The following is a 22,716-nucleotide window of genomic DNA, read 5'->3' as shown; positions in this document are numbered from 1 at the left end:
AACAGGCTGATACCGCCCAAGAGTTCACATCGACGGCGGTGTTTGGCACCTCGATGTCGGCTCATCACATCCTGGGGCTGTAGCCGGTCCCAAGGGTATGGCTGTTCGCCATTTAAAGTGGTACGTGAGCTGGGTTCAAAACGTCGTGAGACAGTTTGGTCCCTATCTGCAGTGGGCGTTGGAAGTTTGACGGGGGCTGCTCCTAGTACGAGAGGACCGGAGTGGACGAACCTCTGGTGTACCGGTTGTCACGCCAGTGGCATAGCCGGGTAGCTAAGTTCGGAAGAGATAACCGCTGAAAGCATCTAAGCGGGAAACTTGCCTGAAGATGAGACTTCCCTGGAGGCTTGACCTCCCTGAAGAGTCGTTCGAGACCAGGACGTTGATAGGTCGGGTGTGGAAGCGCTGTGAGGCGTGAAGCTAACCGATACTAATTGCTCGTGAGGCTTGATCCTATCATTTGAGTGGCTTAGCGAGGCTAAGTGACGAGAGTGGATGTGCGACGTACATCAAATACCGAATATATGCGGGCTGGTTGAATACCAGCCCAGGCTTCTTCAAGTTTGTGCCAGTTTATGTCTGGTGGCCTTAGCGAGGTGGTCCCACGCCTTCCCATCCCGAACAGGACCGTGAAACGCCTTAGCGCCGATGATAGTGTGGCATTCGCCATGTGAAAGTAGGACACCGCCAGACGCCCCATACGCAGAACCCCAGCTCAGACGAGCTGGGGTTTTTGCATTGCGCGCGCGAAACGCGCCCCCCAGCCCCGACCGGTGACCGGCGGGGCTTAGCTGTTTCCGGCTTTCAAGCTAGCCTGCCGTCCATCGCCGGCATCCATCCTTTTGTCGGAGGCCGCGTCATGTGTCATCTCCGCGCGGCTATGCTGGAAATGACAGCGGGGCAATGGAGGCGGGGATGCGAAGGGGGCCGGGGCGGCGGGCTGCGGGTTTCACCATGCTGGAGGTGCTGATCGCGCTGCTGGTGCTGGCGATGGGCGTGCTGGCGGCCATCGCCGTGATCCTGAATGCGGAGCGCGCCAGCGGCTCCGCGTATCTGCGGCAGATGGCCACCCAATACGCTTACGATATGGTTGACCGGATGCGGGCGAATTCGGCCCAGGTCGGCGCCGGCAGCTACGATGTGGCGTCTGGCACCGCGCCGTCCTCTCTGCAAAGCAATTGCGTCACATCCGCGTGCAGCGCGGCGACGATGGCCACTTACGACAAGTATCAGTGGTTGAGCGATCTGCAGAACAACCTGCCCGGCGGCACCGGCAGCGTTTATCAGCCGACAAACGGCGGCAGTACCGAGCGCGTGGTGCAGATCTGGTGGACGGATGGCAATGCGGTGAGCGGCGGCAGCCAGCAGACCGTGACGGTGAGGACCATCATGTGAAAGCCTGGCGAGCGCAGTCTGGATTTTCCCTGATTGAACTGATGGTGGCGATCACCATCGGTTTGCTGTTGCTGACGGCGCTGATCGGCATCATGGTGGGGGGACGCAAGGATTATTCTACCAATGCCGGCCAGGGCATGTTGCAGAACGCCGGCGCGACCTTGTCCAGCGTGATTTCGCAGACGGCGCGCTCTGCCGGCTTTTTTGGCTGTTCCGGCGCCACCACTTCCAACGCGCTGGTGGCGGCAAATGGCCTGTTGAGCAACTTCAACTCGCCGGTCATCGGCTATGACGCGACGCTGGCCTCGTCGACGCTGACGTTGACTGCGCTCAACGGCAACAACGACAGCACATTGACCGACTGGTCGCCGACGCTGGATAGCAGTTTGCAAGGAAAGGTGGCGCAGGGCAGCGATGTGCTGGTTTTCGCCGGGCAGACCAATGGCACGACGCCGGTGTGGGTCAATACTTATGCCTCGGCCGGAAGCACCGCGCTGACCACGCTGGCGGCTTCCGGGGTGGTGGCTAACAATCTGTTGGCGGTATCCAATTGCGGCCACTCGTCGATTCTGCAAGTCAATAGCGTCAGCAGCGCCAGCGGCGGCAGCGTGATCAATCTGAAGCAGGCTTTGGATGCGGATTTTCCGGTGGGTTCGGTAGCGGTGCCTTTGTCGCAAACCGCCTATTTCGTCGCGCAGGCGACAGGCGCGCAGAGCGCGTTGTATCAGGCGGTGTATGACGGCACCGCCGCCAGCTGGCAGTTGACGCCGGTGGTGCCCGGCGTGGATGCCTTGCAGGTGTGGTACGGCGTCGGCAGCGCGCCAGGCGTGACCACGCAGTATCTGCCCGCATCACAGGTCAGCAATTGGACGCAGGTCAACAGCCTGAGGATCGCGGCCTTGCTGGAAGGGCCGCTGGGTTCGGCGCGGGCGGGCGGGCGCTCGGGCTGCGCGAATCAGACCAGTTGGACGGTATTGGGCAACACGGTGGTGGTGCCTTGCGATACCCGGCTGCGCCATGTGTATACGATGACCGTGTCCCTGAGGAATGCCGGACTATGACGAGCTTGCGAACCTATCCGGCGGGGCAGAAGGGCGTGGTGCTGATCGTCGCGCTGATTTTCATGCTGGTGATCATGATTCTGGGTCTGGCGGGCAGCAGCCAGTCTTTGGGCGAACTGCATATGGCCAGCAACAATGCCTTGTATCAGAATAATCTGCAGCTGGCGGAAGGCACGTTGCGCCAAGCCTATGCCTCGATGCTGCAGGGCAATTTCGCCAGTCAGAGCTTCACCGTTTCCGGCAACAACGGTTATTACCAGTTCAATGCCAGCGCGACGCCGATCTGGCAGCAGAATCTGTATACCGCGTCGTTCTGGAGCGACAACACCAAGACGATAAGCGGCTACGCGGGCACGCCGGCGGTTTCCGGCATCGTCAGCAGCTACGTGGTGGAAAGCATGCCAGCCTCGTGCCGCGCCGGCGTCAGTTGCGGCAATCGCGGCATTTATGGCCTGCAGGCAGGCAGCAACAACTATCGGGTCACCGCCCGGGTGGCGACCAGCAGCGGCGCCAGCCCCGTGGTGGTGCAGGCGATCTTCACCCAGTGAGGCGGACATGGCGAACCGGACAACCTTGACGCGTATCGCCGGCGGCATCGCGCTGCTGGCCGGGTTGACGCTGACGGCGCTATGGGTGCGGGGCGCGGGTTCAACCGCGACATTGGCGATTTCCCAGGTGCCGCTGACCATCAGCACGCCGGCGCGGCCGCAAGTGGTGATCGCGGTGACCAATTCCGAGTCGATGGACGGCAGCACCATCACCTATTGCAACGGCACCGGCAACAGCGGCGCCAACTGCAGCAACGGCTTCTCCACCACCTATACCGGCCGAGGCGGCGCCTTGTTGACCGGTTCCGGCGCGGTCAATGGGCTGACGGGTTCCGCTTCGCCGATCAACTACCCGGTGCCGGCCAACTTCACGCCGCCTATTTCCGGCGGCGCCGTCGGGAGCTTGCAACCCTACACCTCGACCTTGTCGGGCGGCCAACTGGCCGACAACAGTCCGTCGCGGCTCAATGTGGCCAAGGCCGGCATCCTGTCGATACTGAACACCTACCTCGCCACCACCGACTTCGCACTGTTGTCTTATCAGATGAGCAGCACTTCGCTGTATACCACCTGGGTGTACTACATGTCGCCGCCGGGCGGGTTCGGCTTCACCAGCACGCCTGCGGCGACCAGTACCACCGATACCGTTCTCAACCCTTGCTACGGGTACCTGTCGCTCGGCGCCCTGCTCTCGACGGTAAAAAGCAACTGCGCGTCCGTCGCGATGGGGCTGGGGCTAAGCGGCGCCACCGTGAACGGCGCGCAATACATGACGGTGGCAGCCACCAGCGACGACGCCAACATCAACGACGTGTTGTACAGCTCGGCCCTGAACCCGGTGTTCATGACCTATGGCACGGTCAGTCCCAGCAATCCCTACAGCTACTTCTCGCTGAGCAGCTACAAGACAGGTTCAATAACCGTGTCGTACAGCTTGATGGCGCCGGGAGGCTTCTCCGGTTGGGGCACCTCCCCGACCAACGCAGGCTACGTGCCGTTCACACCGCAGGTGTTGTACGCGCAGCGCGGCTGGGGTTATGGCGGCTCGCAGTCGTACAGCGCCGCCGCCACCAATGTGGCGATGACCAATCTGGGCAGCCCGTCGTCGAGCCAGATCACCAGCGCGTATAACAGCTTCTCGCCGTTCTTGCAGCCGGAGACCAACTCCACCAGCACGACGGAGATCAAGTCGGCGGCGGGACAGTCGCCCATTTACGCATTGCTGAAGACAGCGCAGACGAGTTTCACCAGCACGTCGTCCAGCAGCGGCTGCGCGCCGCAGAAGTATGTGGTGCTGATCACCGATGGCTTGCCCACCCAGGACAAGAGCGGCTATTTCTGGCCTCCGGTCGGCAGCGCCGCGGCCGCCGGCTACGGCGTGACCGCCAGTTTCAACGCCGATGGCTCGCTCAATGCCAGCGGAACCAACAGCCAGGCCCTGCTCGATGCCATCAGCCAGATCCAGACCCTGGCCGCCGCGGGCATCAAGACCTATGTGATCGGCCTGGGCGCGGGCGTGGAGCCCGGGACCAATCCGACGGCGGCGCAGACGCTGACCGCGATGGCGGTGGCGGGCAACACCGGCTCCTACTACCCCGCGGTCAGCCCGACCGCCTTCAGCAACGCGCTGGGCGCGATTCTGGTGCAAATCCAGAAGGGCAGCTACGACCAGGCTTCGGTGGCGTTGAACAGCACCACCCTTAGCACCAACACCCAGGCTTTCCTGGCCAGCTTCAACCCTAGCGACACTCCGTACAGCGACTGGACCGGCGACCTTTCGGGCTACACGCTCGGCAGCAGCCGCGGTTTGAACGTCAGCACGTCGGCCAGCTGGAGCGCGCAAACCCAGGTCGACACGCTCGCCAGCGGCAGCGGCTGGCAGAATACCCGGCTGATCGCCGCCTGGGACGGGGTCAGCAATAAGGGCGTGCCGTTCCGCTGGCCGGCCACCGGCGTGACCGGGATCAACAGCACGCAGCAATCGCAATTGCAGCCGTCGGATACCAAGGGCAGCCTTCGCGTCAACTACCTGCGCGGCGATACTTCCCAGGAGGTGCGCAACGGCGGCGGATTCCGCAACCGCAGCCACTTGCTGGGCGACATTATCGACAGCGGGCCGGCCTATGTCGCCAAGCCGAATGGCCCTTATATCGATACCAGCTACCAGACCTTCATCAGCAACAACGCCAGCCGCACGCCGATGCTCTACGTCGGCGCCAACGACGGGATGGTGCACGCCTTCAACGCCAATACCGGCAACGAGGCCTTCGCCTTCGTGCCCAATGGCGTGTTCGCCAATCTGTACCAGCTGACCAGCGCCTCGTACAACAACAATCACCTCTATTTCGTCGACGGCTCGCCCCAGGCGGGGGACGTGATGTTCTCCGACAACAGCTGGCATTCGGTGCTGGTGGGCGGGCTGGGGGGCGGGGGCAAGACCATCTACGCGCTCGACGTCACCTCGCCCTCCACGCTGACCACGGAAACGGCGCTGGCCAACGCCGCGCTATGGGAATTCAGCGATAGCGGCATGGGCTATTCCTACGGCCGGCCGACGGTCGCCCGCCTGAACGGCGCGACCAACGCCTTCGCGGTGTTGTTCGGCAACGGCTACGCCAGCAGCGGCAACCATGCGATCTTCTACGCGGTCAATCCGCAGACTGGGGCCACGCTGGCCAAGATAGACCTGTGCACTTCCGTGCCGGCCGCCTGCAACAGCAACGCGCCGCAGGGACTGTCCGAAGTGGTGGCGGTCAATAGCAGCGGCAACGCCGGCGCGGCGGTGGACACCGTCTACGCCGGCGATCTGCAGGGCAATCTGTGGGCGATCAACGTGTCCAGCTCGAATCCGGCCAACTGGTCGGCGCGGCTGCTGTTCACCGCAGCCGACAGCAGCGGCAACCATCAGCCGATCACGGCGGCGCCGGTGGCGACGCTGAATCCCAACTTCCCCAAGCAGAAGGGCATGATGGTGTATTTCGGCACCGGCCAGTTGCTGGCCCAGGCAGATCTGACCAACACCAATACCCAGGCCTTTTACGCGGTCTACGACAATATGACCATCACCGGCCTGGCGCCGTCCAACTTGCTGCAGCAGACCGAGACCGCGGTCGCCACGTCGGTATCCGGCTTCCCCAGCACCACGGTCTCGTCCACGCAATACAACTGGCAGAGCCCCAATCCGCCGCTCAGCTGCGTGGTGGGCAGAACCTGCCCGACGCTGTACGGCTGGTATTACACGCTGGGCTTCGCCGGCAGCGGCGCCCGCGTGCTGACCAATCCGCAGCTTTTCGCCGGCAATGTGGTGTACACCACCTTCACGCCGTCGTCCTCGCCCTGCACTGCGGGCGGCAGTTCGTTCCTGATGGCGTCCAGCTACGCGACCGGCGGCCCCCCGGCCCAGCCTTTCCTGGACGCCAACGGCGATGGGGTGGTCAATGGCAGCGATGTCTACAATCAACAACCATTGTCGGGCGTGCAGCTGGGCAGTTTCTTCGCCTCGTCCCCGGCTTTCGTGGTTTCCAACCAGGGCGGCTACTCCGCCAGCATCCTGGTGGGCGGCGGCAACGGCAACAGCCGCAACAACTGCGCCAACGGCAAGCTCAACTGCACCAGCAGCAGCCCGTCGCAGCAATATTATTCCTGGAGCGGATGGTGGCAAATCCTTTAAACCAGCCCCTGGAGCGGAGAGGGCGCATGCGCGGCCTCACGCTGGTCGAACTGATGATCACCCTGGCGATCGTCGCCATCCTGGGAACCATCGCCTATCCGATGTATACCAGCTATGCGCAGCGATCGCGGCGCAGCGACGCCTGGCAGGCGTTGAATACGGCGCAGGCGCAAATGGAACAGTGCTATTCGCAGTATTTCGCCTACAACAACGCTGCCTGCACGGTGACTACGGCGTCTCCCAGCGGCTATTACCAAGTGCAGATCGCCTCGTCCACCAGCGCCAGCGCCTACACGCTGACGGCTACGCCGACCAGTCCGGGCCTGCAGACCGCCGATACCACCTGCAGCAGCTTCAGCGTGGGCAATGGCGGCATCCGCAGCGCGTTGAATGCGCAAGGCGCGGATTCCTCCAACACCTGCTGGCCGCATTGAGGCGCTGGGGATGAGACTGCGTGCGGGAAGGGGCTTCACGCTGGTGGAAATGATGGTGACCATCGCGGTGGCGGTGCTGATGGTGACCGTGGCCCTGCCGGCCTGGCAGGCGTTCGTTCAGAACGAGAGGCTGAACAGCACGCGCGACCAGCTGATCGGCGCGATGAACCAGGCGCGGGCATTGTCGATCAGCAACGACGATGTGGTGACCCTCTGTCCCTACAACGCCAGCTCCGCCTCCAGCTGCGGCGCCAGCTGGAGCGCCGGCTGGGCGATTTTCGAATTGCCGCAGGGCAGCGCCAGTTCCACCAGGGTGCAGGCCCAGCCGCTGACCGCCGGCTCCTCGCCCACCATCAATGCCGCCACTTCCGCCGGCGCGGCCATTCCCAGCATCAGCTTCAATCCCCGCCCGCCCTATGTCGCGGCGGCGCAGACCGGCGATTTTCGCTTGTGCGACAGCCGGGGCGCCGGCTATGCGCTGTCGTTCAATCTGCAGACCACCGGCTACATCCAGCAGGCCAGCAAGGCCGGCATCACGCTGGCGGGCGTCACGCTCACCTGTCCCTGAGGCGGCCGGAGTTGGGCAGCCGTCGGCGACGGTGGTATGCTTCGCGATCCGTTCCGTTTCATGGCGCCGCGGCGGTCTCGGCATGATGTGCCGCGTCGGCGTCCGCTCAAGGAAAAGCATGGTTTACCCGTCGCCGTCGTTTGAAGACAAAATCTGCCCGCCGGAACAGCTGGCCGAGCGTCTGGCCGCGCTGCCGCGGCCGCTGGTGTTCACCAACGGCTGCTTCGACATCCTGCATCGAGGCCACGTCACCTACTTGGCGCAGGCGCGCGCGCTGGGCGCCAGCCTGGTGCTGGGCTTGAATACCGACGCTTCGGTGAAGCGGCAGGGCAAGGGCGACGATCGTCCGATCAACAATGAGCTGAACCGCGCCGCGGTGATGGCGGCGCTGGAGAGCGTCAGCCTGGTCACCTGGTTCGACGCCGACACCCCGGCCGATCTGATCGAACTGATCAAGCCCGACGTGCTGGTCAAGGGCGGCGACTGGACCGTGGACAAGATCGTCGGCAGCGGCGAAACGCTGGCGCGCGGCGGCCAGGTGCACTCCATTCCTTTTCTGTTCGACACCTCCACCACCAAGACGCTGCTTAAAATCCGCGCGAACGAGGGCAAGGCGTGAGCGAGCACGCGTTCGCGGTGCTGCGCCGCCTGTCCGACGGCCGCTTCCACTCCGGCGAGGACATCGCCCAGGCGCTGGGCTGTTCGCGCACGCTGGTGTGGCAGGCGGTGCATGCGATCGAGTCCGAACTGGGCCTGGACGTATTCAGCGTGCGCGGCCAAGGTTACCGGCTGGCGCGTCCTTTCGACTGGCTGGACGTGGCCGCGGTCCGCGCCGGCCTGCCGCCGGCCGCGGCCGAGACTTTCACGCTGGCGGTGGCCGAGCGCACCGATTCCACCAACAGCCAACTGATGGCGCGCGCCGGCAACGGCGGCCTGCACGGCCTGGTGCTGGCCTGCGAGCAGCAGACCGCCGGCCGCGGCCGGCTGGGACGGCGCTGGCAGGCCAGGCTGGGATCGGGCCTGACCTTCTCGCTGCTGTGGCGTTTCGAGCGCGGCCTGGCCGAGCTGGCCGGCCTGTCGCTGGCGGTGGGCGTCGCGCTGGCGCGCGCGTTGCGGACGCTGGGCGCGCCGGTGGCGCTGAAGTGGCCGAACGATGTGCTGCTGGATGGCCGCAAGCTGGCCGGCATCCTGATCGAGGTATCCGGCGACGCGCTGGGTCCGGCGGCGGCGGTGATCGGCATCGGCTTGAACGTCGCCGATCCGGGCGAGGTCGACCAGCCGGTGGCCGCGCTGGAGCAGGCCGGCGTGGCGCCGGATCGCAACCGGGTGCTGGCCGCCTTGCTGGGCGAGCTGGAACGGGTGCTGGCCGATTTCGACCGCGAGGGCTTCGCGCCGCTGCGCGACGAGTGGTGGAGCCTGTGCGCCCATCGGCAGGCGCCGGTCAGGCTGAACTTCTCGCATGGCGAGCCGATCGACGGCGTCGCCTGCGGCGTGGCCGACAACGGCGCGCTGCTGACGGAAACGGCGCAGGGAGTCAGAGCCTTCCATATCGGCGAAGTCAGCCTCAGGGGGCGCCAGTGAAACTATTGATAGACGCCGGCAACAGCCGGGTGAAATGGGCCTTGTACCAAGGCGAGGACTGCGTGCGCCAGGGCGCGGCGGAGCACGGCGAACTGGCCGGCCTGGCCGAGGCTTGGCGCGGCCTGCCGCTCGAGGGCGCCTGGCTGTCGTCGGTGGCGCGGCGGGAAGTGATCGACGCGCTGGCCGCCGCCGTGCCTTGCCCATTGCACCGCGTGCACGCGGAACGCCGTTTCGGCGACGTGTGTAACCATTATCGCAACACCGCCGAGCAGGGCGCCGACCGCTGGCTGGCGGTGCTGGCCGCGCGCGAGCTGTGCCGCGGCGACGTCATCGTCGCCTGCGCCGGCACCGCGCTGACGGTGGAGGCGCTGACCGCCGAGGGCGACTATCTGGGCGGCCTGATCCTGCCTGGCCACGGCCTGATGCTGCACAGTCTGGCCCAGGGCACGGCCAATCTGAACCGCGCCGCCGGCGAGATCGCAGATTTTCCGCAGGGCACGCAGGACGCGCTGGCCAGCGGCGCGATGGCGGCCCTGACCGGCGCCATCGAGGAGCAGCGGCGCAGGCTGGCGGCGCGCACCGGCCGCGCGCCGGCCACGGTGATCCTCACCGGCGGCGACGCCGCGCGCATCGCGCCCTGGCTCGCGGCGCCGTTGCAGATCGTGGATAATCTGGTGCTGATGGGTTTACTCAAGGTGGCGAATACGTGATGAAGTGGCTAGTGGCGCTGGTGGTGGTGCTGAATCTGGTGGTGGCGATGTACGGCTCGCTGAAGCAGCGGCCGCCGCTGGACGTGCACGCCCAAGAGGTCAGTCCCGGGCAGGTGAAGCTGCTGCCGGCCAACTGGAAGCCGGACGCGTCCGCTCCCAAGGCCCAGGCCAGCGCGCCGGCGGCCTCCGCGCCCGCGGCGCAGCCGCTGCACGAGACCAAGCCCGCGGCCAGCGCGGCCAAGTCCCAGGCCAAAGCCGCGGCCAAGCCGGAAGCCTCCAAGCCCGCGGCCAAGGTTGCCGACAAGCCGCAGGACAAGGCCAGGCAGGCAACGGCGGCCCCAGACAAGAAAACCCAGGACAAGCAGCCCGAGGCCCTGGCCTGCTATCGCTGGAGCGGCCTCAACGACAGCCTGCTGGCGCGGGTGAAGGGCGGCGTGCCGCAATTGAAGCTGAAATCCGGCCAGATGCTGGAAGACAGCAAGGAAGAGAGCAAAGGCTCCGGCCGCTTCTGGGTCTACTACCCGCCGCTGGCCACCCAGTCCGAAACCAAGACCTTGTCGGCTGAGATGAAGGACAAGGGCTTCGACAACTACATCGTCAGCAACGACGAATTCAAGGGCAATCTGTCGCTGGGCCTGTTCGGCAAGGAGGACGCGGCCAAGACGCTGGTGGCGCGGCTGAAGGCGGCCGGCTACGATAAGGCGGTGGTCAAGTCCAAGGATCAGCCGGCCAAGATCACCGCGCTGACCTTCAAGGACCTGGACGCGGCGCAGGCCGAGCGCCTGAGGGCGTTGCAGAAGCGGCTGACGCCCGGCATCGCGCTCAAGGGCTGCTGAGCGGAGGCTGTGGCCAAAGCTTGATCCAGCGGCTTGCCAAGCGGGCATGCTGCGGCGCAATATCGACAACGGCGGCGACAGGCCGCCGTTTTGCTTGCCAGGCTTGCCATGACCCGACACATCCATATCACCCGGCTGCTGGACCGCGGCCGCTTCAACGACAGGATATTGCGCCAGCTCGGCTGGGCGATGGCCTTCATCGCCGGCGCGATCAACGCCGGCGGCTTCCTGGCGGTGCACCGCTACACCTCGCACGTGTCCGGCGTCGTGTCCGGCATGGCCGACGCCTGGGCCACCGGCGAAATCCGCGTGGCGATGTCGCTGCTGGTGATGCTGTGCTGCTTCATCGGCGGGGCCATGCACAGCACCTGGCTGATTTTGTGGGCGCGGCGGCAGCGGCTGCGCGGCGGCTACGGCGTGTCGATGATGGAGGAAGCGCTGCTGTTGCTGGTGTTCGGCCTCTTGGGCGCCGGCTTGTCGCTGCACAAGGGCTTGTTCACGCCGCCCACTGTGATGCTGCTGTGCTTCATCATGGGCATGCACAACACCATCGTCACCAAGCTGTCCGGCGGCCTGTTGCGCAGCACCCACATGACCGGCATCGCCACCGATCTGGGCATAGAGCTGGCCAAGATGAGTTATTTCAACCGCCAGGAAAGCCCGCGCGTGGCGGCCATCCGTTCCAACCGCAAGAAATTCCGCGTTTACGCGCTGATCCTGCTGGCATTCTTCCTGGGCGGCGTGGTGGGGGCGCTGGGTTTCAAACACCTCGGTTTCGGCTTTACGCTGCCCTTGGCGCTGTTCCTGTTCCTGCTGGGCCTCAGGCCCGCCTGGTACGACGTCCGACTGCGCTGGCGCTGGTGGCGCGGCCGCTGGGCGTCGCGGCGCGCGTGGGCCGCCGCGCAGGGCGGACGTTCCGCGTCCTGACGCCGCGGCCGGTGGTGTCGCGCTCAAGAAGACCATTGGCGACGCGCCGGTCCACGTGACCTTCGACATCGACTGTCTGGACCCATCCGCGGCACCCCGGTGCCGGGCGGCCCCGCCACCGCGCAGGCGCTGAAGATCATCCGCAATCTGGGCGATCTGAACATCGTCGGCATGGATGTGCTGGAAGTGGCGCCGAGCCACGACCAGAGCGAGACCACCGCGCGGGCCGCCGCCGCACCGCCTGTGACATGCTGTGCCTGATGCGCAACAAGAAGGTGGCGGGCACGCTGTAAGCGGTTCGCCGTTTTAAGAAAATGCCGTCGCGCTGGAGTCCCGGCGGGCGGCATTTTTTGTTGGGGTGAAAAAAGATGGGTGAGAGTGCAGGACCGGTTGGTAACCGCCAATATCCCCTTTGGCCCGTGCCGGCAAAACCGTTTGAGGCCAGGGGAAGTTGAGCCGCCGTTTTTTTGATCGGCGGCGCCTAGCTTCAAACTATTTTCCCGGGGTTTCTCGGGCCGTAGGGGCGGCCTGGATTTGCCAAGGGGCTGGCAGCGCAGCCCCTTGGTCTGTTTGGCGGGCAGCCCCGCCATGAAATTAATGTCTGCGCAGCAGGCTCAAATCTGTTTTGGTCAATTCTCATGTCGCTTAGCTGATTCGGAACAGATCAAACCCACCCCGGTACCCGCCACAGCAACAAGCCCAGCATCGCGATCTCGCAAAGCTCCACGCCCGCGCCCAGGCAGTCGCCGGTCATGCCCCCCAGGCGGCGCTTCAGGAAGGCGCACCAGGCCAGGCCGGCTAGCGGGGCCAGCAGCAGCGCCGGGGCCAGCCAGGCGGACAGCGCCAGCAGCGCGGCCAGGTTCAGGCCCATGCCGGCCCAGTCGCGCCGCCAGGCGAAGCGCTCGCCGCTGCCCGGCGCGATGGCCGGCAGCGTGGCCGACCAGGCGACGGCGAAGCCGCGCGCCCAGGCCGGGACCAGCAGCAGGCCCCAGGCCGGGCCGCCGTGGCGGGCGGCCAGCATCAGCAGCACCAGCTTGGCGGCGACGGCCAGGATCAGCGAGAGCGCGCCGAAGCTGCCCAGATGCGGGTCTTTCAGCACTTCGAAGAAGCGCTCGCGCGAGCGATGGGCCGCGCCCAGCGCGTCGGAGAGGTCGGCCAGGCCGTCCAGATGCAGGCCGCCGGTCACCATCACCCAGGCCAGCAGCGCCAGCAGCGCCGCCAGCCAGGGATCGACCAGGCCGCCCAGCCGCAGCGCGGCCAGCAGCAGCGCGCCGACGATGACCCCGACGGCGGGAAACCAGCGCGCGCTGGCGGCCAGCCATTCGGGTTTGAAATCCGCCAGCTGCGGGGTGGGCAGCCGGGTCAGGAACTGCACTGCCAGGATCAGTCCGCGCATGCGGACTCCAGGCGCAGCAGGTAGGCCGGGTGGCCCTCCAGCATCGACAGCTGGACGAAGCCGCCGCGTTGCACCGTCATCAGCTTGGCCACCGAGAAGTCGGCGCCCAGCAGCTCCGCCATCAGCACCGTGATCACGCCGCCGTGGGTCACCAGCAGCCGGTGGCTGCCGCGGGCTTCGGTCATCCAGTCGGCCAGGCCGGCCAGCACCCGGGTGCGGAACTGCTCGAAGGTTTCGCCGCCGGGCGGGCTGAGCCGGCCGGCGGCCAGCGCGTCGCCCCAGCCGGGGTGGGCCTGTTCCAGATCGGCCACCGGCTGGCCGTCCCAGCCGCCGAAATCCATCTCGGCGAAGCGCGGGTCCACCTTCAGCGTCAGCGAGCCGGACAGCGCCTGCCTGACCGAGAACTCGCGGCAGCGCTGCAGCGGCGAGGTGGCGATGCAGGTGACCGGCGCCAGGTTGCTGATGCGTTTCCAGCTATGTTCCAGCTGCTGGTGCCCCAGCTCGGTCAGCGGCAGGTCGGTCAGGCCGATCAGCCGGCCGTCGTGATCGATGTCGCCGTGGCGCAGCAGGGTCAGCGTGTAAGGGTTCATGCCGATTTGCCGCTGATGCCGGCTTCCGCGAAGGTGGCCATGCCGTTGTGCAGCTTCACCGACAGTTGCAGCAGCGGCACGCACACGGCGGCGCCGGAGCCTTCGCCCAGGCGCATGCCCAGGTCCACCAGAGGGGACAGTTGCAAGGCTTTCAGCGCCAGATCGTGGCCGGATTCGGCCGAGCGGTGGCTGGCCAGCAGCCAGTCGTGCAGCGAGGGCTCCATCGTCTTGGCGCACAGCGCAGCGGCACTGGCGATGAAGCCGTCCACCAGCGACGGCACGCCCAGCCGCGCGCCTTCCAGGTAAAAGCCGGCGATCGCGGCGATTTCCAGGCCGCCCAGCTCGGACAGCGTGTCCAGGCCGCTGAGGTTTTCCCAGGCCACCCGGGCCAGCGCGGTCTTCACCGCGCGATGCTTGTTGGCCAGGCCGGCGTCGTCGACGCCGGTGCCGCGGCCGACCACCAGCTCAGGCGCCGCGCCGGTCAGCCGGCAGATCAGCGCCGCCGACGCGGTGGTGTTGCCTATGCCCATGTCGCCGGCGATCAGCAGGTTGGCGCCGGCCTCCACCGCACGGCGGGCGGCGGCGCGGCCTGCCTCCAGCGCGGCCTCGGTCTCGGCGGCGCTCATCGCGGCCTGTTTGGCCAGGTTCTGGCTGCCGGGCCTCACCTTGGCGTGGACGATGGGCAGCGCGGAGACATCGCCGGCCACGCCCACATCCACCACTTCCAGCTGCGCGTCCAGCGCGCGCGCCAGCACGCAGATGGCCGCGCCGCCATTGGCGAAATTGCGCACCATCTCGGTGGTGACCGCCGACGGGAAGGCGGACACGCCTTCCACCGTGACGCCGTGGTCGGCGGCGAACACGGTGATGGCCGGCCGCAGGTCTTCCGGCTGGGCGCGGCCCTGCCAGGCGGCGAAGCGGCAGGCCAGTTCCTCCAGTTGTCCCAGGCTGCCGGGCGGCTTGGTCAGAATGGCCTGACGGGCGCGGGCGGCGTTGCGGGCGGAAAGATCCAGGGGTTTGCTGCTGTTCATGGTGTGGGCCTGCTGCGGGAGCGGACGGGGGTCCGAATGATGAATGGGAACCGGCGCGCGGCGTCGGCTGGACTCTAAGCATATTACTGCTTGGCCGGTGCCGCCAAAAGTCCGGCGGGTTATAATCCGCCGATCAGCAGGTGTCCGGAGGCGCGCGGTCTTGCGCGCCCGGATGAAACGGGAAGCCGGTGCGAAACCGGCGCTGCCCCCGCAACGGTAAGGCCTGGCGCGCATGCGCCCAGGCGGCGCAAAGGCCACTGTCCTCGGGACGGGAAGGCGCGCCGCCGGCAAGGCCCAGCCCGGAGACCGGCCTGCGCTGCCACTGGCCGGAAGCCGGTGGGCCACTGGAGTATCGCGGGGAGGCGATTCGACAGGCGTTCCGGTTCTGCCGTGCCGTCCTTTGCTGCTGTTGTCCTCTTCGCACTCAACGTTGACCTTATCGTGAGTGTGTTTTCATGTTCAAGCTTCAAATCTGCGCCGCGCTGACGGCGCTGGCCTGTTCCAGCCTGGCCCTGGCCGACGGCGTTCCCCAGTTCGTCGGCGATCCGGTGGTCGTGACGGCGAGCCGCATCGCGCAGCCGCTGTCGAAAACGCTGGCCGACGCCACCGTGATCACCCGCGACGAAATCGAAGAAAGCGGCGCGCAGACGCTGCAGCAGGTGTTGTCGCGCCAGGCGGCGGTGACCATCGCCGGCAACGGCGGTCCAGGCACTAGCAGCAGCATTTTCATGCGCGGCAGCAATTCCAACCACACGGTGGTGTTGGTGGATGGCATGCGCATTTCGTCGGCGACGACCGGCACCACGGCGATCCAGAACATTCCGCTGGAACAGATCGAGCGCATCGAAATCCTGCGTGGCCCGGCGTCCAGCCTGTATGGCGCCGACGCCATCGGCGGCGTGATCCAGATCTTCACCCGCAAGGGCGAGGGCGAGCCGCGCTTCAACGCCGGTTTCGAGGCCGGCAGCCGCGGCACCGGCAAGCTGACGGCTGGCGTGGACGGCAAGAGCGGCGATACCGCTTATAGCCTGCAGTTGAGCCATGCCCAATCCAATGGTTTCTCGGCGAAGAATTCGAAGAATGAGTTTGGATACAACCCGGATAAAGATGGCTATCGTAATGATGGCTACGCCGCCAACGTGACCCAGACCCTGGCGCCTGGGCATGATCTGACGTTGCGCTTGTTCCAGACTTTTGCCCGGGCCGATTTCGATCAAAATCTGGTTGGACAAGACTGGATCGATACCCGCCTGACTGGGCAGAGTCTAGAGTCGCGTAATCGTTTTACCGATCTCTGGACCAGCACGCTGCGGTTCAGCCACAGCCAGGATAAGCAGGAAACGTTCAGCGACATGGCTGGTGGGCAGCGAAACAGCCTGTATCAAACGACCCAGAACGAGTGGACATGGCAGAATGACTTGACCACCGCCTGGGGCAATTTCGTGCTGGGTGCGACTCATAACGACCAGAAGGTGGACAGCAGCGATCTATTCACCAAGAACACGCGCACCCAGTACGCGGGATTCGCCACATACCAGCTTGAGAAGGGAAAGAGTCTGTTCCAGGCCAGCCTGCGTCGCGATCATGACGACCAGTTCGGCGGCAAGACCACCGGCAAGCTGGATTACGGCTATCGATTCGCTGATGGCTGGTTGGCTCGGGTAGGCTATGGCACGGCTTATAAAGCGCCCACGTTTAATGATTTGTACTATCCGCCTACCGATATGCCCGAGGACAACTACCACTATCGGAGCAATCCGAATTTGAAACCGGAAAGCTCGCTCAATAGTGAGCTGGCACTGGTTTATAGCAAGAATGCTAGTCGTTTCAGTTTGACTGCGTTCCATAACCAAGTTAGCGATTTGATCGCTTCCACTACCACTGCGGATGGTATTGATACTCGGATAAATGTCAGCCGCGCAACCATCCGTGGCTTGACGTTGGAAGGCGCTACAGTGGCGGCGGGAATCGATCTGGGCGCCAATCTTACGCTGCTGGACGCTCGCGATGACGGCACTGGCCATAGGCTGGAGCGCCGTCCGCGCCAGAGCGCCAATTTCACTGCGAGCAAAGAGCTGGGCAAGTGGACGCTGGGCGCGGAACAGCAGATCGTATCCCGCAGATACGACGATCCGACGAATACCGAGTCCAAAGCGCTGCACGGTTACGGCGTGACCAACGCCTTCGCCAACTACCGCTTCGCCAAGAGCTGGACCGCGACCGCCCGCGTCGATAACCTGTTCGACCGCGAATACGAAACCGCTTACGGCTACAACACCGGCGGCCTGGGCGCCTTCATCGGCGTGCGTTACAGCCAATAAGGGACAAGCCATGCCCCACCTGATCACCGGCGGCGCCCGCAGCGGCAAGAGCCGCCATGCCGAAGACCTGGCCCGCCGTCATGGCGGACCGGTGTGTTATCTCGCCACCGCCGAGGTGCGCGACGCCGAGTTCGCGCGCCGGGTGGCGCTTCACCGCGCGCAGCGGCCGGCGCATTGGGGCGTGGCGGAGGCCGGCCGCGGCCTGGCGGCCATCATCGCCGCCCACGACGCGCCGGATGGTTTGTTGTTGATCGACTGCCTGGGCATGTGGCTGATGCGCTTCTTCGGCGAGGCCGGATTCGACGCGTCGGCATACGAGGCGGAGCGCGACGCGCTGCTGGCGGCGCTGGACGCGGCGAGCGGCGAGGTGCTGCTGGTGAGCAACGAGGTGGGCTGGGGCGTGGTGGCGGGCGATGCCGAAACCCGCCGCTTCGTCGACGAATTGGGCCGGCTCAACCAGCTGGCGGCGTCGCATTGCGGCCGGGTGACGCTGGTGGCCTGCGGCCTGCCGCTGGCGTTGAAGGGGGAGGCGGCATGAGGCGGGCGCTGTTTGGCTTGTGCCTGCTGCTGGGCGCGGCGCGCGCCGGGGCGGCGATCCAGGTCCAGGACGGCGCCGGCAAGTCCGTGGCGCTGGACAAGCCGGCGGCGCGCATCGTCAGCCTGGTGCCGCACGCCACCGAGCTGCTGTTCGCCGCCGGCGCCGGCGGCAAGGTGGTGGCCGCCGTCGATTACAGCGACCACCCGGAAGCGGCGAAGAAACTGCCGCGCGTCGGCGGCTTCACCGGCTTCAGCCTGGAGGCGGTGCTGCGGCAGAAGCCCGATCTGGTGGTGGCCTGGCAGGATGGCGGCACGCCGCGCGAGCTGGAGCGGCTGCGGCGCATGGGGGTGCCGGTGTTCATCAGCCATCCGCTGCAGCCGGACGACGTCGCGCAGGAAATCGTCAAGCTGGGCAAATTGGCCGGCACCGACGCCGCCGCGGCGCAGGCGGCCGCGGCCTACCGCCAGCGGCTGGCGGCGCTGCGGCAGCGCTACGGCGGCCGCGCGCCGGTGCGGGTGTTCTACCAGCTGAGCCAGACGCCCATCTTCACCGTCAGCGGCAAAAGCTATATCGACGCGCTGATCCGCGTCTGCGGCGGCGTGAACGTATTCGCCGATCTGCCTTTGCCGGCGCCGCAGGTGTCGACCGCCGCCGTGGTGGCGGCGCAGCCGCAGGCCATCGTGGCCGCAGACGACGCCACGCTGGCGATGTGGAAGCGCTGGCAGGCACTGCCGGCGGTGGCGAACGGCGCGCTGCTGGCCCTGCCCGGCGACGCCATCACCATCCCCGGGCCGAGGCTGGTGGACGGCGCGGACCAGCTGTGTGCCCGGCTGGACACAGCGCGGCAGCGGCTGGGTTTGACGCCCAAGTAGCCGCCCGTTATCCTCGCCGCCATGGACAATGAACTGGAATACCTCGAATCCCGCGTCGCGGCGCTGATCGCCCGCATCCGGGAACTGGAAGTCCAGAACGGCCGGTTCGCCGAGGCGCTGTCCGAAGCGCTGAAGGAGAACGCCGAGCTGAACTTCCGCGTTAACGAAACCCGCAGTCGGGTGGCGGCCTTGGTGGCGCGCCTGCCCGCCGCGCCGGAGAACGAGCAATGAGCGACGTGGTTCAGGTCGACATCGAGCTGCTGGGCAGGCACTTCACCATCGGCACGCCGCAGGGCGAGCAGGAAACGCTGCTGGAGGCGGTTCGCCTGCTGGAAGGCAAAATCTCCACCATTCAGCAGCATGGCAAGGTGATGGACGCCGACAAGATCGCCATCATGGCCGCGCTGAACATCGCGCACGACCTCTTGAAGACAAAAGTGGGCGAAGGCTTGGAGATCGCGGCGTTTCAGCGTAAAATACGCGGCATGAGCGAAGCAGCCGACCAGGCGCTGAGCCAAAGCCAGCAGCCGCTGTTTTAAGCCGAGCGGCGCTGGCGCACCAAAGGTCAGTTTATCCCCTGCGGTGTTCGTGACGGCACACAATTCCTTTGTACCAATGCGTTCGCTTTTGGCTGCCAGCGTGAGACATGGGCGTGCCGCGTTCCCTGGTGAATGCGCCCGAAATGTTTGGCAGGCGGCCCCTCCTGGAGACAGGGTACAAGCGAATTTAGCCCGAACGACACTCGCGGGGGGTCCCCATCCTTGATGACCCCATCTTCCCAAGCAATCGACAAGACGGCGCTGCGCCGCCAGCTTCGCCGCGCCCGCATCGCGCTGCCGCCGGCTTGCCGCGCCGCCGCCGCGCGCGCGATCGCCCGCCACGCCTCCCGTCTGCTGGGGCGAGGCAAGCGCGTCGGCGGCTATCTCGCCGCCGGCTCCGAGCTTGACCTGGCCGAAGTGATGAACGCGGCGCTATGGCGCGGCGCGGAAGTCTATCTGCCGCAAATTCCCAAACGCGGCCGCCGCTTGTGGTTCACCCGTCTGGGCGCCGCCGACCGCTGGTATCCGCATCCCCGTTACCGCATTCTGGAATACGCCGGCCCGCGGCTGCGCGCCGAACGGCTGGACGTGGTGTTCGTGCCCTTGCTGGGCGTGGACCGGGACGGCTACCGGATGGGGCAGGGCGGCGGCTTCTACGACAGCACGCTGGCCTTCCGCCGCCGGCATGCATTGAGCGGCAAGCCGCTGCTGGTCGGCGTGGCGTTCGACTGCCAGCTGGTGGACGCGGTGCCCCGCGAGGCATGGGACGTGAGGCTGGATTGGCTGCTGACCGAATCCGGCTTGCGCCGTCTGCCCTTGAGGGAGGCTGGCGCATGATCCTGCTGCTATTGCTGCCCTTGCTCGCCGCCTGCCTGCTTGGCCGGCTGGCCTGGTGGTGGTGGCTGCCTTATGCCGTGATGGCCGCGCCCACGCTGCTGGCCTATTGGCTGGACAAGCGCGCGGCGCTGCGCGGCCAGTGGCGCATTCCGGAAGCCAGGCTGCAATGGCTGCATCTGGCCGGCGGCTGGCCGGCCGCCTGGCTGGCGCAGCGCGCGTTCCGCCACAAGACCCGCAAGCAGCCCTTCCTGGCGCTGTACTGGCTTGGCGCCTTGGCCAATGCGGCCTTGCCGCTGGGCTGGCTGTGGATCAAAAGCCGCTGAACAGGCTTGGCGCGGCTCACAAAAATCAGTTTCACGCCTGAGGCAAGGCGCGCCGACGCAGGCGGTGCTTGAGTGCGGCCAGTCGGCGCAACGCGGCATCAGGAGTTTGTCAGCCACGCTTAGCGCCAGCCGTAGCGAGGGCCGTAGCCGTAGTAATACACCGGCGCGGCCGGCACCACCACGGCGGGTCGCACCACCACCGGCGCCACCGCGACGCGCGGCGGCTCCACCACGCAGCCGGCCAGGCTGCTGATTGCCACGACGGCCAGAATCCATTGTTTCATTTTCGCGCTCCCGCGATGCCGGACAGCCTGCCTGTCCCGTTACCGCCAGCATACGAAGCAATCTTTCCAGTAAGATTGAGCAAGTCTTTCCCGATCCACTCAGCGATTAACAGATATTGCCCATGCGCTATTGGCTGATGAAGTCCGAACCGGACGAAACCTCGATCGACCATCTGGCCGCCGAACCCGCGCGGCTGTTCGAATGGACCGGCGTGCGCAATTACCAGGCGCGCAATTTCATGCGCGACGACATGCGTCCCGGCGATCTGCTGCTGTTTTGGCACTCGTCCTGCCCGGAGCCCGGCATCGCCGGCATCGCCGAAGTGGCGGCCGCCGCGCATGCGGACTCCAGCCAGTTCGATCCGGCCAGCCCCTACCACGATCCCAAGTCCGACCCCGCCAATCCGCGCTGGCAATGCGTGGACGTGCGCTTTGTCGAGAAGACGCGGCTGCTGTCGCCGGCCGAACTGCGCCAGCATCCGCTGCTGGAGGGCATGACGGTGCTCAAGCGCGGCAATCGCCTGTCCATCACGCCGGTGACGGCCGAGGAGTGGGCGTATCTGATGGACTTGCTCGGCGCGGGCCAGCCGCGTTGACGCTTGGCGCGCGGATATTCCTGTGTAATATTTTGGCGTTTCCATTCCGGGATGCGCCATGTCTTCCATCGAACCGCGCAATCCGCGCATAGACTGCCTGCGCGGCATCGCCATCGGCTGCGTGCTGCTGCTGCACTTCATGCTGGCCTACGGCCTCAAGGACAGCCTGCTGGGCAGCCTGCTGTCGGCCCCGTTGCTGGGCGCGATCGCGCGCAACGGCAATTACGGCGTGACGATGTTCTTCGTCGTGTCCGGCTTTTTGATCGTGTCGCAGTCGCTGCGGCGCTGGGGCAGCCTACCGGCCATCGATATCCGCGCTTTTTACGTGCGGCGCTTCGCCCGCATCATGCCCTTGCTGGCGCCGACGCTGGCGCTCATCGTCGCGCTGGGCAGCCTGGGCCTGCCCCATTTCAGCAATAGCGACGGCGGCCACCATTTTCCGGCCTCGTACTTTTGGGTGGCGGCCGGCTCGGTGCTGACCTTCTGGCACAATCTGCTGATGCAGTCGGTGGGCTACTTCAACTATTGCCTGAACGTCTATTGGTCGCTGTCGGTAGAGGAGGTGTTCTATCTGGCGCTGCCGTTGCTGTGTCTCGCGCTGAGGCGGACCTGGCTGCTGGCGGCGGTTTGCCTGCTGCTGATCGTCGCCGGGCCGTTCTACCGGGCGGCGCACTCCGACAACGAGATCGATTACCTGTACGGCTACCTGGCCTGTTTCGACGCCATCGCCATCGGCTGTCTGGCCGCCTTGGCCGCCCATCGAGTCCGGCTGGCGGACGGCCAGGCCCGCCTGCTGCGCTGGCTGGGTTTGCTGGCGCTGGGCGGGGTGTACCTGCGGGGCATCGCCGGCAACCAGGTGTTCGGCTTTAGCTGGGTGGCGCTGGCCAGCGCGATGTTCTTGCTGGGCGCGGCGCGCGCGCCGGCGCTGTACGGCTGGCGCGAGCGGGCGACGCGTCCGCTGCGCTGGCTGGGGCGGTACAGTTATGAGTTGTACTTGCTGCACATCGTGGTGCTGGCGGGCTTGCGCAATCTGCTGCCGCGCGCCGCCATCGGCTATTGGGAGCGCCTGCCGCTGTTGTGCGCGTTTGTGGCGGCGTCGGCGTTGTTGGCGCATCTGGCCGCCCGCTATTGGTCGGAGCCATGCAACCGGGCGATCCGCCGGCGCTGGCTCGGCCGCCGCGGCGAGGATGGCGCGCGCTTAAGCGCGGAGCGGGGGGATTCTTTGGCATGATGGAAGCCGATATCGGTAAAAGGGGCGGGCATGTTGTCGATTGAGCTTTGGGCCGCGTTGCTGGCCTGCGGTGCGGTGGCCGGTTTTCTGGCCGGCCTGCTGGGGGTGGGCGGCGGCCTGGTCATCGTGCCGGCGGTGCTGGCGGTGCTGTCGGCCGCGCACCTGGGCGGCGCGCATGCCCAGCACCTGGCGGTGGGCACCTCGCTGGCGGTGATGGTGTTCACCAGCCTGTCCAGCGTGCGCGCGCACCACAAGAAGGGCGCGGTCGACTGGCGCATCGTGCGCGGCATGGCCCCGGCGATGGTGGCGGGCACGCTCTTGGGCAGCCTGATCGCCGGCTGGATTTCCGGGCTGGTGCTGCGCTGGTTCTTCGTGGTCTACGCCTACGCGGTGGCGCTGCAGATGCTGGTCGGACGCCAGCCCAAGGG

25 protein-coding genes, 1 rRNA gene, 1 other RNA gene, 1 pseudogene, 1 riboswitch and 2 other annotated features are annotated in these 22,716 nt (G+C 66.3%); of the genes and pseudogenes, 24 read left to right on the top strand and 4 right to left on the bottom strand.

Features of this window, described 5'->3' with window-relative positions; genetic code table 11:
- Positions 1-157 (top strand) — a sequence feature (23S ribosomal RNA rRNA prediction is too short).
- A gap of 19 nt (positions 158-176) precedes the next feature.
- Positions 177-442, top strand: a sequence feature (23S ribosomal RNA rRNA prediction is too short).
- Between the two features lie 136 nt (positions 443-578).
- The 13 genes and pseudogenes from rrf to ACY3GB_RS12765 all read left to right on the top strand — a co-directional run.
- Positions 579-693 (top strand): 5S ribosomal RNA (gene rrf / locus ACY3GB_RS12825).
- A 222-nt stretch (positions 694-915) separates the two neighbouring features.
- Positions 916-1,395: a type IV pilus modification protein PilV gene (pilV, locus tag ACY3GB_RS12820; protein WP_463089080.1), complete on the top strand. Its 480-nt coding sequence runs from the start codon at positions 916-918 to the stop codon at positions 1,393-1,395.
- The gene (locus tag ACY3GB_RS12815) at positions 1,392-2,456 is read left to right on the top strand and encodes a PilW family protein (protein ID WP_463089079.1); all 1,065 of its coding nucleotides are present in this window, start codon (positions 1,392-1,394) and stop codon (positions 2,454-2,456) included. The genes pilV and ACY3GB_RS12815 overlap by 4 nt, the downstream gene beginning before the upstream one ends.
- Positions 2,453-3,004 carry a pilus assembly PilX family protein gene (locus ACY3GB_RS12810; protein ID WP_463089078.1) on the top strand — a complete coding sequence of 184 codons (552 nt, stop codon included), beginning with the start codon at positions 2,453-2,455 and terminating at the stop codon, positions 3,002-3,004. Before ACY3GB_RS12815 ends, ACY3GB_RS12810 begins: the two co-directional genes overlap by 4 nt.
- Before the next feature lie 7 nt (positions 3,005-3,011).
- Positions 3,012-6,674, top strand: coding sequence for a pilus assembly protein (locus tag ACY3GB_RS12805; protein WP_463089077.1), 3,663 nt, complete (start codon positions 3,012-3,014; stop codon positions 6,672-6,674).
- Between the two features lie 26 nt (positions 6,675-6,700).
- On the top strand, positions 6,701-7,108 hold the full coding sequence (locus ACY3GB_RS12800; protein ID WP_463089076.1) for a type IV pilin protein: 408 nt from the start codon (positions 6,701-6,703) through the stop codon (positions 7,106-7,108).
- A 10-nt stretch (positions 7,109-7,118) separates the two neighbouring features.
- Positions 7,119-7,676: a GspH/FimT family pseudopilin gene (locus ACY3GB_RS12795; protein ID WP_463089075.1), complete on the top strand. Its 558-nt coding sequence runs from the start codon at positions 7,119-7,121 to the stop codon at positions 7,674-7,676.
- Between the two features lie 118 nt (positions 7,677-7,794).
- Positions 7,795-8,295, top strand: coding sequence for an adenylyltransferase/cytidyltransferase family protein (locus ACY3GB_RS12790; RefSeq protein WP_463089074.1), 501 nt, complete (start codon positions 7,795-7,797; stop codon positions 8,293-8,295).
- A complete protein-coding gene (locus ACY3GB_RS12785) occupies positions 8,292-9,257 on the top strand; it encodes a biotin--[acetyl-CoA-carboxylase] ligase (RefSeq protein WP_463089073.1) in 966 nt (321 codons plus the stop codon). The genes ACY3GB_RS12790 and ACY3GB_RS12785 overlap by 4 nt, the downstream gene beginning before the upstream one ends.
- Positions 9,254-9,967: a type III pantothenate kinase gene (locus tag ACY3GB_RS12780; protein WP_463089072.1), complete on the top strand. Its 714-nt coding sequence runs from the start codon at positions 9,254-9,256 to the stop codon at positions 9,965-9,967. The genes ACY3GB_RS12785 and ACY3GB_RS12780 overlap by 4 nt, the downstream gene beginning before the upstream one ends.
- Positions 9,967-10,803 (top strand): SPOR domain-containing protein, encoded by an 837-nt coding sequence (locus ACY3GB_RS12775; RefSeq protein ID WP_463089071.1) that lies wholly within the window; start codon positions 9,967-9,969, stop codon positions 10,801-10,803. Before ACY3GB_RS12780 ends, ACY3GB_RS12775 begins: the two co-directional genes overlap by 1 nt.
- 108 nt (positions 10,804-10,911) lie before the next feature.
- Positions 10,912-11,730 carry a YoaK family protein gene (locus tag ACY3GB_RS12770; protein ID WP_463089070.1) on the top strand — a complete coding sequence of 273 codons (819 nt, stop codon included), beginning with the start codon at positions 10,912-10,914 and terminating at the stop codon, positions 11,728-11,730.
- Positions 11,731-11,752: 22 nt separating this feature from the next.
- Positions 11,753-12,023, top strand: a pseudogene (locus ACY3GB_RS12765) (arginase family protein); the annotation flags it as partial.
- A 371-nt stretch (positions 12,024-12,394) separates the two neighbouring features.
- On the opposite strand, the gene cobS reads toward ACY3GB_RS12765, so the two are convergent.
- Genes cobS through cobT form a run of 3 tightly spaced genes read right to left on the bottom strand, consistent with a single transcriptional unit; the run spans position 12,395 to position 14,747 of the window.
- Positions 12,395-13,126 carry an adenosylcobinamide-GDP ribazoletransferase gene (gene cobS, locus ACY3GB_RS12760; protein WP_463089069.1) on the bottom strand — a complete coding sequence of 244 codons (732 nt, stop codon included), beginning with the start codon at positions 13,124-13,126 and terminating at the stop codon, positions 12,395-12,397.
- The gene (locus ACY3GB_RS12755; RefSeq protein ID WP_463089068.1) at positions 13,114-13,716 is read right to left on the bottom strand and encodes a histidine phosphatase family protein; all 603 of its coding nucleotides are present in this window, start codon (positions 13,714-13,716) and stop codon (positions 13,114-13,116) included. The genes cobS and ACY3GB_RS12755 overlap by 13 nt, the downstream gene beginning before the upstream one ends.
- Complete coding sequence (cobT, locus tag ACY3GB_RS12750; RefSeq protein WP_463089067.1) at positions 13,713-14,747, bottom strand: nicotinate-nucleotide--dimethylbenzimidazole phosphoribosyltransferase; 1,035 nt, start codon at positions 14,745-14,747, stop codon at positions 13,713-13,715. The genes ACY3GB_RS12755 and cobT overlap by 4 nt, the downstream gene beginning before the upstream one ends.
- Before the next feature lie 121 nt (positions 14,748-14,868).
- A riboswitch (cobalamin riboswitch) is annotated at positions 14,869-15,076 on the top strand.
- 126 nt (positions 15,077-15,202) lie between these two features.
- On the opposite strand from cobT, the gene ACY3GB_RS12745 reads away from it, so the two are divergent.
- From ACY3GB_RS12745 to ACY3GB_RS12710, 8 genes are all read left to right on the top strand, one after another.
- Complete coding sequence (locus ACY3GB_RS12745) at positions 15,203-17,068, top strand: TonB-dependent receptor domain-containing protein (RefSeq protein WP_463089066.1); 1,866 nt, start codon at positions 15,203-15,205, stop codon at positions 17,066-17,068.
- 10 nt (positions 17,069-17,078) lie between these two features.
- A complete protein-coding gene (cobU, locus tag ACY3GB_RS12740) occupies positions 17,079-17,606 on the top strand; it encodes a bifunctional adenosylcobinamide kinase/adenosylcobinamide-phosphate guanylyltransferase (RefSeq protein ID WP_463089065.1) in 528 nt (175 codons plus the stop codon).
- On the top strand, positions 17,603-18,478 hold the full coding sequence (locus tag ACY3GB_RS12735) for a cobalamin-binding protein (protein ID WP_463089064.1): 876 nt from the start codon (positions 17,603-17,605) through the stop codon (positions 18,476-18,478). Before cobU ends, ACY3GB_RS12735 begins: the two co-directional genes overlap by 4 nt.
- 21 nt (positions 18,479-18,499) lie before the next feature.
- Complete coding sequence (locus tag ACY3GB_RS12730; RefSeq protein ID WP_011134052.1) at positions 18,500-18,709, top strand: hypothetical protein; 210 nt, start codon at positions 18,500-18,502, stop codon at positions 18,707-18,709.
- Positions 18,706-19,017 (top strand): cell division protein ZapA, encoded by a 312-nt coding sequence (locus tag ACY3GB_RS12725; protein ID WP_231152848.1) that lies wholly within the window; start codon positions 18,706-18,708, stop codon positions 19,015-19,017. Before ACY3GB_RS12730 ends, ACY3GB_RS12725 begins: the two co-directional genes overlap by 4 nt.
- 32 nt (positions 19,018-19,049) lie before the next feature.
- A non-coding RNA gene (gene ssrS, locus ACY3GB_RS12720) (6S RNA) lies at positions 19,050-19,233 on the top strand.
- 9 nt (positions 19,234-19,242) lie between these two features.
- A complete protein-coding gene (locus ACY3GB_RS12715; RefSeq protein WP_463089063.1) occupies positions 19,243-19,854 on the top strand; it encodes a 5-formyltetrahydrofolate cyclo-ligase in 612 nt (203 codons plus the stop codon).
- Entirely contained in the window at positions 19,851-20,177 is a 327-nt protein-coding gene (locus ACY3GB_RS12710) for a DUF1294 domain-containing protein (protein WP_463089062.1), read from the top strand. The genes ACY3GB_RS12715 and ACY3GB_RS12710 overlap by 4 nt, the downstream gene beginning before the upstream one ends.
- 119 nt (positions 20,178-20,296) lie before the next feature.
- On the opposite strand, the gene ACY3GB_RS12705 is transcribed toward ACY3GB_RS12710, so the two are convergent.
- Complete coding sequence (locus ACY3GB_RS12705; RefSeq protein ID WP_463089061.1) at positions 20,297-20,461, bottom strand: hypothetical protein; 165 nt, start codon at positions 20,459-20,461, stop codon at positions 20,297-20,299.
- A gap of 122 nt (positions 20,462-20,583) precedes the next feature.
- On the opposite strand from ACY3GB_RS12705, the gene ACY3GB_RS12700 reads away from it, so the two are divergent.
- The 3 genes from ACY3GB_RS12700 to ACY3GB_RS12690 form a co-directional block, all read left to right on the top strand.
- A complete protein-coding gene (locus ACY3GB_RS12700; RefSeq protein WP_463089060.1) occupies positions 20,584-21,057 on the top strand; it encodes an EVE domain-containing protein in 474 nt (157 codons plus the stop codon).
- A gap of 58 nt (positions 21,058-21,115) precedes the next feature.
- Complete coding sequence (locus ACY3GB_RS12695) at positions 21,116-22,288, top strand: acyltransferase family protein (protein ID WP_463089059.1); 1,173 nt, start codon at positions 21,116-21,118, stop codon at positions 22,286-22,288.
- A gap of 30 nt (positions 22,289-22,318) precedes the next feature.
- Positions 22,319-22,716: sulfite exporter TauE/SafE family protein (locus ACY3GB_RS12690; RefSeq protein ID WP_463089058.1), on the top strand; the 398-nt coding region annotated here is incomplete at its 3' end.

It is taken from the genome of Chromobacterium sp. Ag138 (genome assembly GCF_055181315.1).
Note: the sequence above shows the minus strand (reverse complement) of the source record. Positions and strands in the feature narration are given on the sequence as shown.

Bases quoted from the DNA above. Each gene is read 5' to 3' on its own strand.
- pilV (WP_463089080.1), top strand. From the start codon at position 916: ATGCGAAGGGGGCCGGGGCGGCGGGCTGCGGGTTTCACCATGCTGGAG.
- ACY3GB_RS12810 (WP_463089078.1), top strand. From the start codon at position 2,453: ATGACGAGCTTGCGAACCTATCCGGCGGGGCAGAAGGGCGTGGTGCTG.
- ACY3GB_RS12805 (WP_463089077.1), top strand. From the start codon at position 3,012: ATGGCGAACCGGACAACCTTGACGCGTATCGCCGGCGGCATCGCGCTG.
- ACY3GB_RS12800 (WP_463089076.1), top strand. From the start codon at position 6,701: ATGCGCGGCCTCACGCTGGTCGAACTGATGATCACCCTGGCGATCGTC.
- ACY3GB_RS12795 (WP_463089075.1), top strand. From the start codon at position 7,119: ATGAGACTGCGTGCGGGAAGGGGCTTCACGCTGGTGGAAATGATGGTG.
- ACY3GB_RS12790 (WP_463089074.1), top strand. From the start codon at position 7,795: ATGGTTTACCCGTCGCCGTCGTTTGAAGACAAAATCTGCCCGCCGGAA.
- ACY3GB_RS12775 (WP_463089071.1), top strand. From the start codon at position 9,967: ATGAAGTGGCTAGTGGCGCTGGTGGTGGTGCTGAATCTGGTGGTGGCG.
- ACY3GB_RS12770 (WP_463089070.1), top strand. From the start codon at position 10,912: ATGACCCGACACATCCATATCACCCGGCTGCTGGACCGCGGCCGCTTC.
- cobS (WP_463089069.1), bottom strand. From the start codon at position 13,126: ATGCGCGGACTGATCCTGGCAGTGCAGTTCCTGACCCGGCTGCCCACC.
- ACY3GB_RS12755 (WP_463089068.1), bottom strand. From the start codon at position 13,716: ATGAACCCTTACACGCTGACCCTGCTGCGCCACGGCGACATCGATCAC.
- cobT (WP_463089067.1), bottom strand. From the start codon at position 14,747: ATGAACAGCAGCAAACCCCTGGATCTTTCCGCCCGCAACGCCGCCCGC.
- ACY3GB_RS12745 (WP_463089066.1), top strand. From the start codon at position 15,203: ATGTTCAAGCTTCAAATCTGCGCCGCGCTGACGGCGCTGGCCTGTTCC.
- cobU (WP_463089065.1), top strand. From the start codon at position 17,079: ATGCCCCACCTGATCACCGGCGGCGCCCGCAGCGGCAAGAGCCGCCAT.
- ACY3GB_RS12735 (WP_463089064.1), top strand. From the start codon at position 17,603: ATGAGGCGGGCGCTGTTTGGCTTGTGCCTGCTGCTGGGCGCGGCGCGC.
- ACY3GB_RS12730 (WP_011134052.1), top strand. From the start codon at position 18,500: ATGGACAATGAACTGGAATACCTCGAATCCCGCGTCGCGGCGCTGATC.
- ACY3GB_RS12725 (WP_231152848.1), top strand. From the start codon at position 18,706: ATGAGCGACGTGGTTCAGGTCGACATCGAGCTGCTGGGCAGGCACTTC.
- ACY3GB_RS12715 (WP_463089063.1), top strand. From the start codon at position 19,243: ATGACCCCATCTTCCCAAGCAATCGACAAGACGGCGCTGCGCCGCCAG.
- ACY3GB_RS12710 (WP_463089062.1), top strand. From the start codon at position 19,851: ATGATCCTGCTGCTATTGCTGCCCTTGCTCGCCGCCTGCCTGCTTGGC.
- ACY3GB_RS12705 (WP_463089061.1), bottom strand. From the start codon at position 20,461: ATGAAACAATGGATTCTGGCCGTCGTGGCAATCAGCAGCCTGGCCGGC.
- ACY3GB_RS12700 (WP_463089060.1), top strand. From the start codon at position 20,584: ATGCGCTATTGGCTGATGAAGTCCGAACCGGACGAAACCTCGATCGAC.
- ACY3GB_RS12695 (WP_463089059.1), top strand. From the start codon at position 21,116: ATGTCTTCCATCGAACCGCGCAATCCGCGCATAGACTGCCTGCGCGGC.